Raw genomic sequence first — 12,020 nt, forward strand, 5'->3', positions numbered from 1 at the left:
CGCGCGGGCGCCCGGCGTGCTCAGGCCGAGCAGCGGCAGGCGCCCAGCTCGGCGGCGACGTTGTCCAGGGCCTCGCGCGCGTCCAGCGCGTCGAGCTCGCCGACGCGATCGGCGATCATCGCGAAGACCATCACGTTGCCGTCGAGGTCGGTGGCCACCCCGGCCAGTCCGTGTACGCCGGTGAGCGTGCCGGTCTTGGCGCGCACCCGCCCCGGCCCGGCGTCCGCGCCGCTGGCGAAGCGCGAGCTCAGCGACCCGGTGAAGCCGGCCACGGGAAGCCCGCTGAGCACGGCGCGCAGCCGCGGGTGCTCGGGGGACGCGGCGATCCGCAGCACGTCGACGAGGGTCTCCACGTCGAGCCGGTTGGCGCGCGAGAGCCCGCTCCCGTCGTGGACCACGTCGCGGGCCAGCGGGACCCCCAGCCGGCGCAGGGTCTGCACGATGCCGGCGGCCGCCGCGTCGAAGGAACCCTCGCCGGAGACCGCGAGGCCGACGTGGTGGGCGAGCACCTCGGCGCCCTCGTTGTCGCTGACGTCGAGCACCCGCTCCACGATCTGCTCGACCGGGGCGCTCTCGACCTCGGCCAGCACGGCGGCTCCGGTGGGCGCGGCGGCGCGGCGCGGCGCGCCCTGCACGCGGATGCCGGCACCGGACAGCGCGGCCGCGAACGTCCGCGCCGCCTCCGCGGACGGGTCCGCCACCCGGCTCCAGCCGTCCTCGCCGCGGCCCTGGTCGACCCACAGCGCGGTGATCGGGGAGACCACGCCGTCGGTGACGTAGTCGGGGCGCCACTGCGGGCTGGTCGTGGGACCGGTGAACAGGGAGTCGTCGTAGGCCAGCCGCACCCGGCGTACGCCGTCCGCGCGCAGCGCCCGGGCGGTGGACCGCGCGAGCGTGGCGACGTCCGCGCGGGGCGGGTAGGGCGGCTCGTCGTCCGCGGCCGGGCCCCGCTCGAGGTAGGGGTCGCCGCCGCCGACCAGCACGATCTGGCCGGCGCGGGCGCCCGCGACCACGCTGGTGGTGAAGGTGTGCTCGGGGCCGAGAGCCTCGAGCGCGGCGGTGGCGGTCAGCAGCTTCAGGGTCGAGGCGGGCACCACCTGGCCGCTGCCGGACTCGAAGACGGGGCTGCCACCGGAGAGGTTGGCGACCACGGCGACGACGTGGCGACCCAGGTCGGGGTCGGCGAGGCCTGCCCGCAGCGCGCGTCGTACGGCGGCCGGGTCGACCGCACCGGACTCGGCGCGGTTCACCGGCCGGGCCACCGGCGGCGGCGTGGTGGGCTCGGACAGATCCAGTCCCGGGGGCGGCTCGACGGCGGCCGGATCGGTGCGCGGGTCGGCCCCCTCGAGGCCGAGCCAGCGGGAGCCGAGGTCGAAGCGGTACGCCGCGCCGGCGGCGACCAGCAGCGCGAGGACCACCACCACCGGGAGCCAGCCGAACAGCCCGCCGGCCCTGTGTGGTGCGTCACCTCGTCCCATCGAGCCCCCTTCCGAGTTCCAGTTCATAACATTCTGCGCGAGACTGACCCCGGCTCCGTGTCCGGGGCCGGACCGAGACCTGTTCCGGCCACCTCACGCAGGGGCCGACGATCGCTGGAGGAACAACGTGCTGGAGTTCGACGTACTCGTGGAGATCCCGAAGGGTGAGCGGAACAAGTACGAGGTCGACCACGAGTCGGGTCGCCTTCGCCTGGACCGCATGCTCTTCACCTCCACGCAGTATCCCGCCGACTACGGCTACATCGAGAACACCCTCGGCCAGGACGGCGACCCTCTCGACGCGCTGGTGATCCTCCAGGCCCCGACGTTCCCCGGCTGCCTGATCAAGTGCCGCGCGATCGGCATGTTCCGGATGACCGACGAGGCCGGCGGCGACGACAAGGTGCTCTGCGTCCCGGCGCACGACCCCCGCCAGGGCCACCTCAAGGACATCGGCGACGTGTCGAAGTACGACCGCCTCGAGATCCAGCACTTCTTCGAGGTCTACAAGGACCTCGAGCCCGGCAAGTCCGTCGAGGGCGCCAACTGGGTCGGCCTCGCCGACGCCGAGGCCGAGGTCCTCGCGTCGTTCGAGCGCGCCAAGACCAACGGGCACTGAGCGCTCTGGCCTCAGCCGCCTCGGCTTTCACACGTTAACTCGTGAAAACCCCACTTCCCACGTGAAGGAACGCGTGGGAAGTGGGGTTTTCGCGTGGTCAGTACGGCGCGCCGGGGGGCGCCAGGAACTCCTCCAGGGCGCGGGCGACGCCGAGCAGCACCTCGCCGGTGCGCACGACGTCGCCCGGGACCGCGAGGGAGTGGTCGGCGTCGGGGAACTCCAGCATGGTGCACCCCGCGGCACCGGCCAGGTCGTGGGCGACCGCGCTGTCCCACAGCTCGTCGCCGAGCCCGCCGACGAGCAGCTGGCGACCACCCGCCCCGGCGAGCGCGCGGATGCCCTCGACCACTCCGGGGTTGGTCAGCAGCGGGGTCAGCCAGACGGCGTCGAAGACGGGCGCCGAGTCCGGGTGCAGGGCAAGCGTCGAGGCCCGCGAGCCCAGCGACTTGCCGCAGACCACGAGCCGGTCCACGCCTCCCACCTCGGCCCGCTCCTCCTCGAGCTCGGTGAGCACGTGCTCGCGCACCCAGCCGGACGGGTCGGCGAGCCGCTGGTGGGCGTCCCACCAGAGCTCGCGCACGACGTACCCGCGCTGGAGCAGGGCGATCCGGGTCAGGTCGAGCATCGGCCGCGCCGGGGAGTAGCGGCGCCCCGGAGCGACCACCGCGAGTCCGGCGGGTGACCCGGGCGGCAGGTGGCGACGGGGGTGCCACCCGAACGGCTCCATCATCGCCCTACCGGCCCCGGGCGACCCGACGTCTCAGGCACCCGCCTCGTCCTTCCCGCCCGCAGCGGCCCCCGCACCGACCAGGTCCGGGGAGCGCAGCATCGCCGCCGGCACGCCGAACGCGTCGACGAGGTCCTCGGCGATCGGGCGCAGCTTGCGGCACAGGTCGCCGATCTCGCGGGTGATCGCCTTGGAGCGCTGGCTGCCGAGCCGGCCGTGCTCCATGAACCAGGCCCGGTCCGCCTCGATCACGCTCAGCGCGTGCAGGTCGCACAGCATGGCCAGCGCGACCTTCTCGTCGCCCTCCTCCATGGCCTGCACCTTCGCGACGAACGCCTCCAGCACGAGGCGCTCCACGTGGGCGCGCGCCGCGCGGATCACGTGGTCCTGCACCCGGGAGAAGACCACGCCGGGGTTCATCCCCTGGTCCACGCCGCGCTTGAGCCGGCGGGCCACGCCGCCGATGACGTGCTCCTCGCGGAAGCGCAGCATCGCGAGCTGGTAGTCCGAGTCGAGCAGCCCCGCGTCCTGGTCCCACTCGTCGCCGCCGGGGAACGCGTCGCGGATGCGCTGGAGCACCTTGTGCACCGCGGTCCGCTCGAGCACGGTCTCGACGGCCAGCCCGGCCACGAACCGGACCATCCCGAACTGGTCCATGTCCTCGAACTCGCTGGCGTAGTCGGTGAGCAGGCCCTTGGCGACCAGCTGCAGCAGCACGTGGTTGTCGCCCTCGAACGTCGTGAAGACGTCGGTGTCGGCCTTGAGCGCGGCGAACCGGTTGACCGAGAGGTACCCGGCCCCGCCGCAGGCCTCGCGGCTCTCCTGGATCGTCCGGGTGGCGTGCCAGGTGCCGTAGGCCTTGGTGCCGGCCGCGCGCGCCTCCAGGGCCCGTACGGCGGACTCGTCCCCGCCTCCCTCGCCGGAGAACGCGTCGTGCAGCTGGCCGCGCACCACCTCCTGGGCGAAGTGCAGGGCGTAGGTGTCGGCGAGCAGCGGCAGCAACCGGCGCTGGTGCATGCCGTAGTCGAGGAGCAGCTCCTCGGTGCCGTCGCCGGTGGCCTCGAACTGGCGGCGCCGGTTGGCGTACTTGACCGCGATCGCCAGTGCGACCTTGCTGGCGTTGATCGCGCCGCCGCCGACCGAGACGCGGCCCTGGATGAGCGTGCCGAGCATGGTGAAGAAGCGCCGGTTGGGGTTCTCGATCGGGGACTCGTAGACCCCGGCCGGGGTGACGTCGGCGAAGCGGTTGAGCAGTGCGGTGCGCGGGACCCGGACCTCGTCGAACCACAGCCGGCCGTTGTCGACGCCGTTGAGGCCCATCTTGTGCCCGCAGTCCTCGATGCGGACGCCGGGCGCGGGCTCGCCGTCGACCCGGATCGGCACCACGAACGCATGCACCCCCTCGGACTTGCCGGCCACCTCGAGCTGGGCGAAGACCACCGCGAGCTCGGCGTGCTTGGCCGCGTTGCCGATGTAGTCCTTGCGCGCCGACTCCGAGGTCGTGGTGATCACGAACTCCTGGGTCGCCACGTCGTACGACGCGACGGTGCCGAGCGCCTGGACGTTCGAGCCGTGACCCGACTCCGTCATCGCGAAGCAGCCCATCAGCCGCCCGGTGATCAGGTCGCTCAGGTAGGCGTCGTGGTGCTCCTTGGAGCCCAGCTGGAGGATCGCGCCGCCGAAGAGGCCGAACTGGACGCCGACCTTCACCAGCACCGACAGGTCGCCGTAGGCAAGGGTCTCGAAGGCCGCGATCGAGGCGCCCAGGTCGCCACCGCCGCCGTACTCCTCGGGGAAGCCCATCCCCGTCTGGCCGGTCTGGGCCATCTCCACGACGACGTCCTTGACCCGCTCGCGGAACGCGCCGCGGTCGAGCTCCTCGGCCTCGGTGAGGATCGAGGCGTAGTCGGCCAGGTTCGCCCGGACGAGGTTGCGCACCTCGGCGTAGCGGTCGTCGAGCAGCGCCGTCAACGCCGCCACGTCGACGACCGGCTGGGTGTAGCCGCGTCCGGTCTCGGGAGGCGTGCCGGAGGTGGTGTCAGTCGCAACGTGCGCTGCTGCGCCCGCGGGGGAGGCGTCGGTGTCGGATGGCATGAGCGCGACGTTACCCACGCCCGCGCCTTCACAACCGCGACTTTGCCTCAGATCACCTTCACGGGCGGGCGTGCTTCACGGGCGGGCGTGGAAGTTCGGCGGGATCCAGTAGTACAGCGACTCCTGCACCACCGGGCGCCCGGCGCGGGGGGCGTGGATGATCTGCCCGCCGCCGATGTAGAGCGCGACGTGGTAGATCGACGACGACCGGCTCGAGGAGCCCCAGAAGACCAGGTCCCCGGGGCGCAGGGACGACGCGCTGATCGGCGTGGACTGCTCGTACTGGGCCACCGAGTAGTGCGGCAGCGAGGTGCCGCCGGCCTGCCAGGCCTGCATCGTCAGGCCCGAGCAGTCCCAGGAGCTGGGCCCCGCGGCGCCCCAGCGGTAGGGCTCCCCCAGCTGGGCCTTGGCGAAGCGGATCGCGGCGGCGGCCCCCGCGGCGGGCGGGGCCGGGCTGGGCTCGGGTGTCGGGACCGGCTCGGGCGTGGGCGCCGGAGCAGGAGCCGGAGCGGGCGCCGGAGCAGGAACCGGTGCGGGCTCGGGAGCGGACGGCGCGGACGGCGCGCTGTCCCCCGGGCTCGACGACCCGCCGGGAGCCGCGGGAGCGCCGGGAGCCGCGGGCACGGACGGACTCTGCGGGGTTCCCCCGGTGTCCGGCCCTGCCGGCGCCGCCGTACCGCCCGACGCCTGCGCCTCCTGATCGGCCTGCGCCGCCTGCGCCTGGGCCGCCGCGGCGGCCTGCTCCAGCGCGGCGCGCTCGAGGGCGGCCTGACGGCGCCCGGCCAGCGCGACGCTGATGTTCTCCAGTTGGGCCAGCTCGGTGATCAGCTGGTCCTTCTCCGTGGCGATGGTCTGGGCGTCGGCCGCCGCGGCGTCGGCAAGCTGCTGGGCCTCGTCGTGCGCCTCGCGGGCCTCGCCGGCGAGCGCGACGGCCTGCGTGCGGGCCTTCACGGCAGCGGCGGAGGCGAGCTCGGCCAGCGTCGCAGTGGCCTTGAAGCGGTCGTAGCCCTGACCCAGCGCGGACTCGGCGTGACGCATGCTGGTGGCCTGCTCCACGACGGTGTCGATCCCGTCGGAGTCGACGATCGCGCCGAGCGCCGTCAGCTCCGGCGCCATCCGGTACGTCGTGGCCAGCGCGCTGGCGTAGCTGGCCTGCTGCCGCGCCACCGACTCGTCGGCCCGGTCGGCGCGTCGCTGTGCCGCCGCCGCGGCCAGCCGGGCCTGGCGCGCCTTCCAGCGCGCGCCGTTCCAGGCCTCGGCCGCCTTGGCTGCGGCGATCCCGGACTCCTCCAGGCGGGCGTTGGCCTGGGCGAGCTCGGCTCGCACCGTGGCCACGTCACGGGCCTTGGCCTGTGCCTGGCGCTGCGCGGTGGCTACCTCGTGCTCGCTGGGCGGGTCGTCGTCGGCCGCGGAGGCGACCCCGCTGCCCAGCGGGGCCAGGGCCAGCAGGGTGAGGGCCAGGACCGCGGCGGACGTACGTCGTACCCCTCGCCCGCCCGGTGCGCCGGCTCCGCGTGGCCCCCGGACCTGCTGGTCCGGCGCCGGACAGCGGAGCCTCTGACGTGCCTCGTGACGACCTGCTCGCACGTGTGACCCCAATCGTTCGCTTCGCCTCGGCTGCTGGCCATCCGGACCGAGACCGTGCCTCGGGCGACTTCCCCATCGCCCGAGACACACCGGTCACGCTAATGCGCAACAGTCACAGAAGGGAACAACTTTCTCAAATTTTCCGACGCCGCGCGGCGTGTCGGCTTGACGAACTACACGAATGTAATTCGCGGCTCGCGTCGTTCGCGGGGCGCGTCGCGGGGCCGTGGGGCGGCGTACGCGAGCCCGAGACGACCGCTCGGGGCCGGCGGCCGGCGACCTCAGTGACGGAATCGGCCCCTGGGGCCGGTGAGGTAGTACCGGTCGTCAACTACTGATGTTGTCGGGCGAAGCTTCGGCCGACAACATCAGGTTTCCCCGGTCGGCCGGGGAAACCGACACCCCCAGAACACAAAGAGGCCCCGCTCGCGAAGACGAGCGGGGCCTCTGGATGGCCAGCGGGCAGCGGTCAGCGGGCGGTGGTCTCCACCGGTATCTCGACGGGCACCGCGGAGGTGTCCGTCGTGGGATGGGCGGCCAGCCCCTTGCGATCGAATTTCTGTCCTGTGGCGACGCCGCCGATGTAGAAGGAGATCAGCGCGATGCCGACGCCGGCGATGTCGTCGGCGACGTAGTGCCAGCCGAAGTAGAGGGTGGCGATCACGGTCAGGCCGAAGTTGATCCACAGCACCCAGTGCACGATGCGGTTGCGCATCGTGTACTGCGCCATCAGCGCGACCAGCAGGGTGATCGCCACGTGCAGGCTGGCGAAGCCGGCCACGGACTGCACGGCTCCCTGGAGGTCGCGGTGCAGTACGCCGGCACGTCCGTAGAACAGCGAGTCCATCAACGTCGTCGTGCCGGTGTAGGCCAGGTCCTGGTAGAGCCAGGGGTAGCGGAAGCCCGGGCCGAGGGTGGGCAGCGCGTAGTACGACGCCGTGCCCAGCGTCCAGGCCAGCACCTGCGCGGTGCAGAACCAGTAGCCGAACGAGATGTTGCGCGACCAGACGACCCAGATCGTCACCATCACCGGCACCAGCGGCAGGAAGACCAGGTAGACCACCGAGAGCACGTGCGAGACCCAGTCGAAGCCGATCACGCTGTGCAGCACCACCGCGGGCTCGTGGCCGAAGAACAGCGCCTGGTCGATCAGGTGCAGCTCGCGGTCGAACTTGTAGTCCAGGCCCAGCACGTCGGGCAGGAACGACTTGAGGTTGCGGTAGCAGACGTAGGTTCCGTAGAAGCAGATGATCCCCAGCACCACCAGGGTGATCCGCTCGCGGTTCCAGTGCTCCTTCACCCGGGCGCGGACGATCGGCATCATCCGCTTGGGGTGCATCCGCGAGCCCCACAGCATCCGGGGCACGATGTCGACCAGGAAGGCCGCGCCGACCAGCAGCGGACCGCGCGCCCAGGCGGGGCCCAGGAAGCCTTCGGGGTCGACGATCCTCCGATCGAGACTCGCTGCGGTGACCAGGGCGAGGATCGCCATCATCACCGAGACACCGATCAAGAGAACGTACGCCCGTCGATACACGGGCGCCATTCTAGGGATGGGCACCAGCGGGGCGATCTCGGGTCAGCGTCGGGCGTGGATCACGGCCAGCCGCGCCGGATCCACCCGCAGCCGCACCGGCCCACCCGGCACCGGGGCCGGCCCGCCGGGCGCGCCGGTCGCGGCGACCGCGTCGAGGAGCCCGATCCCCGGGGCGTCGACGACCAGCCGGGCCTGCTCGGGGGTGGCGCTGAGCGAGACCACGGTGGCGCACAGCGGGCCCTGCTCGTCGACCACGAACGCCGAGCGGCGTACGGCGACCCGGGCACCGTCGGCGCCGTCGGCGAGGCCCGGCTCCCCGCCGGCCAGCCGCAGCAGCCGGGCGGCGGCCGGGCCGTCGAGGACCTGGGCGTAGCCGAGGAACAGCGCGGTCTCGGCATCGGCCGGGCCGGCCCACACCCGCGCGACCGGTCCCTCCTGGACCAGCCGGCCGGCGCGCATCACCGCGATCCGGTCGGCGATGGCCCAGGCCTCGTCCTGGTCGTGGGTGACCATCAGCGCGGTGGTCCCCTCGGCGTGCAGGATCGCGCGCAGGTCGCCTGCCAGCCGACGGCGCAGCTCGGCGTCGAGGGCCGACAGCGGCTCGTCGAGCAGCAGCAGCCGGGGCCGCACCGCGAGCGCGCGGGCCAGCGCGACCCGCTGGCGCTCGCCGCCGGAGAGCGTGCCCGGCAGCCGCTCGCCGTACCCGGCCAGCCCGACCAGCTCGAGCAGCTCGGCGACCCGGGCGCGGACCGCGGCGCGCGGCACCCGGCGCAGCCGCAGCGGATAGCCCACGTTGCCGGCCACACTGAGGTGCCCGAAGAGCTGGCCGTCCTGGAACATCAGCGCGAAGCCCCGCTTGTGCGGTGGGGTGCCGGCCAGGTCCCGGCCGTCGAAGGCCACCGCCCCGCCGGCCACCGGCTCCAGGCCGGCGATCGCGCGCAGCAGTGTGGACTTGCCGCAGCCCGAGGGGCCGAGCACGGCGAGGACCTCGCCGTCGGGCAGGGTGAGGGAGAGCTCGCGCACGGCCTCCACGCCGTCGTAGCGCACGCTCACCCGATCCAGGCTCAACATCTCAGAATGCTCCCACCGAGGGCACCCGCAGGCGCTCCACCACCAGCATCACCGTCGTGGTCACCACGGCCAGCACCACCGCGGCCGCGAGCGCCATCTCGTGGTTGGCCTCCCCGGGGCGCCCGATCAGCCGGAAGATCACCACCGGCACCGTGGGATGGTCCTCGCGGGCCAGGAACGACGTCGCGCCGAACTCCCCCAGCGAGACGGCGAAGGCGAACCCGGCCGCGGCGAGCAGCGGCTTCCACACCACCGGCAGGTCGACGGTCAGCATCGCCCGCCACGGCGAGGCGCCCAGGGTGGCCGCCGCCTGCCGTTGGCGGTCGTCGATCCCGGCCAGCACCGGCGCCAGGATCCGCACCACCAGGGGCAGCGCGACCAGCGCCTGGGCGATGGGCACCAGCAGCGGGCTGTCGCGCAGGTCGAGCGGCGGCCGGTCCAGGGTGACCAGGAAGCCGAAGCCGAGCGTCACCGCGGAGACCCCCAGCGGCAGCATGAAGAAGCCGTCCAGCACGCCGCGCAGGCGGCGCTCGGCGCTGGAATGCGAGCGGCGGGTCACGATCACCGCCACGGCCAGGCCCAGCAGCAGCGACATCCAGGTGGCGTCGACGGCCGTGCGCAGCGAGTTGGCGAGCGCCTCGGTGACCGGGACCACCAGCGAGCGGGCACCCGGGCTGCCGGGCTGCGCGTCGAGCGCGCGGTAGTTGCCCAGCCCCCAGCCGTCGCCGACCCGCAGCGACCCGGCCACCATCGTCGCCAACGGCACGGCAACCAGCACCACCGGCAGCGCGGTCAGCGCCAGCAGCGGCAGGTCGGCGCGGCGCAGCGGCCGCGGTCGCGCCACGACCCGCTGCACGGTGGGGTCCGGCGTCGCGCGCAGACGCTGGGTGAGCATCAGCAGCGCGGCCACCACGGCGAGCTGCACCAGGGACAGCGCCGCGGCCCCCTGGAGGTCGAGCAGGTTGGTGGTGAGCAGGTAGATCTCGCTCTCCACGGTGGCGTGGCGCAGCCCGCCGAGGGTCAGCACGATGCCGAAGGAGGTGGCGCAGAAGAGGAAGACGACGCTCGCCGCCGAGACGATCGCCGGGCGCAGGCTGGGCAGGGTGACGGTGCGCAGCACCTGCAGCGGCGAGGCGCCGAGCAGCGCCGCCGCCTGGGCCGGGCGCGGGTCGAGCGACTCCCAGGCCGCCCCGACGGTGCGCACCACCACGCTGACGTTGAAGAAGACCAGCGCCGCGACGATCGCGGCGGGTGTCTGGTCCGCGCCCAGGAAGCCCAGCGGACCGCCGTCGCTGAGCAGCTGGCGGAAGGCGATCCCGACCACCACCGTGGGCAGCACGAACGGCACCAGCAGCGTGGCGCGCAGCAGCCGCCGGCCGGGGAACTCGCGCCGGTGCAGCAGGTACGCCGCGGGCAGGCCGAGCAGCACCGAGAGCACGGTGCCGGCCGCCGACGACCACAGCGTGAACGCCAGCACCCGGTGCACCCGGGGCCGGGCGAGCACCTGCGCGACGCCGCCGGGGTCGAAGGTGCCGTCGGGCCACAGCCCACGCGCGACCATGCCGCACACGGGCAGCACGAAGAAGACCGACAGCACCAGCACCGGGCCGGCGGCCAGCGCGGCCAGCCCGACCACCCGTCTCATCGCCCCTCCCCCCACGCCGCGACCGCCCCGGACCTTCTCACCAGCCGCCGGCTCAGCGGGTCGTGACCTCGGTCCAGGTCTGGAGCCAGTCGTCGCGCTCGGCGGCGATCTGGTCGGGGTCCAGGGTGTGCGGGTCCTCGGGCTGCCGGGCGTGCCGGGCCCACGCCGCGGGCAGCTCGACGTCGCTGCGCACCGGGAAGACGTACATGCTGTCCGGCAGTGCGGCCTGGACGTCCTCGGAGAGCAGGAAGTCGACCAGCGCGGCGCCCCCCTCGGGGTTGTCGGCGCCCTCGAGCACGCCGGCGTACTCCACCTGGCGGAAGCAGGTGTCGAGCAGCGCCGTGGTCGTCGACGTCGCGCCGTCCTCGCTGACGGTGAACGCCGGCGAGGAGTCGTAGGAGACCACGAGGGGGCGGGTGCCCTGCTCGCCGCCTTGGGTGAAGTCGACGTAGTAGGCGTCCGACCAGCCCGAGGTCAGCTTGGCGCCGTTGGCCATCAGCCTGCCCCAGTAGTCCGGCCACTGCGCGCCGTACTGCGCCACCGTGCTGAGCAGGAACGCCAGCCCCGGCGAGCTGGTGGCGGCCCCCGGCAGGACGAGCAGGTCGCGGTACGCCGGCTCGGTGAGGTCGTCGAGGGTGGCCGGCGGGTCGAGTCGGCGCTTGACGAACCACGTGGTGTCGACGTTGACGCAGACGTGTCCGACGTCGACGGGTGCCAGCCGCGCGCCGTCGCCGGGCAGCGCGTAGGTCTGCGCCCCCGGCGGCAGCTCCACGTCGAGCGGCGCGAAGACCCCGTCCTCGATCGCGCGGGAGGCGAAGGTGTTGTCGACCCCGAAGGCGACGTCGCCGGTCGGCGACTCCTTGGTGAGCACCAGCTTGTTGGTCAGGGTGCCGGCGTCGCCGCTGGGTCGGGTGGTGAGCCGGTAGCCGCTCTCCTCCTCGAAGCGCGCGAGCACCTCGTCGGGCAGGGCGAAGGAGTCGTGGGTGACCAGCACGACCTCCTGCGAGCTCCCCGCCGCATCGCCTCCCTCGTCGCCGCCGCCGAGCACCGAGCACCCGGCGAGCAGGGCACTAGCGAGGACGACGGCCCCCCACCGCAGCGGCCCCCTGGTGACGGATCTGGTCGGTCGTCGGCACGCACGCTCGCTGATCATCGGACTCCCTTCGCCGGTGCTAACCGGAGCAGGTTCGGAGGGTCTGCGGCTGTTCCGCACTCTCAGCACGCACGAGCGTGCTCCCCTGTCATCGAAGGCCCACCCTACG

Annotated in this window: 9 protein-coding genes and 1 riboswitch; of the genes, 1 reads left to right on the top strand and 8 read right to left on the bottom strand. The window is 73.4% G+C overall.

Annotation, left to right across the window (positions count from 1 at the left end; all coding sequences use genetic code 11):
- Positions 1-20: 20 nt before the first annotated feature.
- The gene (gene dacB / locus AC6EI4_RS00260; protein WP_498450234.1) at positions 21-1,478 is read right to left on the bottom strand and encodes a D-alanyl-D-alanine carboxypeptidase/D-alanyl-D-alanine endopeptidase; all 1,458 of its coding nucleotides are present in this window, start codon (positions 1,476-1,478) and stop codon (positions 21-23) included.
- Positions 1,479-1,608: 130 nt separating this feature from the next.
- On the opposite strand from dacB, the gene AC6EI4_RS00265 reads away from it, so the two are divergent.
- On the top strand, positions 1,609-2,097 hold the full coding sequence (locus AC6EI4_RS00265) for an inorganic diphosphatase (protein WP_498423789.1): 489 nt from the start codon (positions 1,609-1,611) through the stop codon (positions 2,095-2,097).
- Positions 2,098-2,194: 97 nt separating this feature from the next.
- Here AC6EI4_RS00265 and AC6EI4_RS00270 read toward each other — a convergent pair whose 3' ends face one another.
- The 7 genes from AC6EI4_RS00270 to AC6EI4_RS00300 form a co-directional block, all read right to left on the bottom strand.
- Complete coding sequence (locus tag AC6EI4_RS00270) at positions 2,195-2,824, bottom strand: hypothetical protein (protein WP_498450235.1); 630 nt, start codon at positions 2,822-2,824, stop codon at positions 2,195-2,197.
- A 33-nt stretch (positions 2,825-2,857) separates the two neighbouring features.
- Positions 2,858-4,918, bottom strand: a complete 2,061-nt coding sequence (locus AC6EI4_RS00275; protein WP_498450236.1) for an acyl-CoA dehydrogenase family protein — start codon at positions 4,916-4,918, stop codon at positions 2,858-2,860.
- A 75-nt stretch (positions 4,919-4,993) separates the two neighbouring features.
- A complete protein-coding gene (locus AC6EI4_RS00280; protein WP_498450237.1) occupies positions 4,994-6,505 on the bottom strand; it encodes a C40 family peptidase in 1,512 nt (503 codons plus the stop codon).
- A 469-nt stretch (positions 6,506-6,974) separates the two neighbouring features.
- Entirely contained in the window at positions 6,975-8,051 is a 1,077-nt protein-coding gene (locus tag AC6EI4_RS00285; protein ID WP_498423653.1) for a phosphatase PAP2 family protein, read from the bottom strand.
- A 33-nt stretch (positions 8,052-8,084) separates the two neighbouring features.
- Positions 8,085-9,113, bottom strand: coding sequence for an ABC transporter ATP-binding protein (locus AC6EI4_RS00290; protein ID WP_498450238.1), 1,029 nt, complete (start codon positions 9,111-9,113; stop codon positions 8,085-8,087).
- 1 nt (position 9,114) lies between these two features.
- Positions 9,115-10,758: an ABC transporter permease gene (locus tag AC6EI4_RS00295; RefSeq protein WP_498423651.1), complete on the bottom strand. Its 1,644-nt coding sequence runs from the start codon at positions 10,756-10,758 to the stop codon at positions 9,115-9,117.
- A gap of 52 nt (positions 10,759-10,810) precedes the next feature.
- On the bottom strand, positions 10,811-11,911 hold the full coding sequence (locus tag AC6EI4_RS00300) for a thiamine ABC transporter substrate-binding protein (protein WP_498423649.1): 1,101 nt from the start codon (positions 11,909-11,911) through the stop codon (positions 10,811-10,813).
- A riboswitch (TPP riboswitch) is annotated at positions 11,900-12,008 on the bottom strand. Its footprint overlaps the gene before it by 12 nt.
- Positions 12,009-12,020 lie beyond the last annotated feature (12 nt).

It is taken from the genome of Nocardioides sp. Z43_10, from assembly GCF_059766615.1.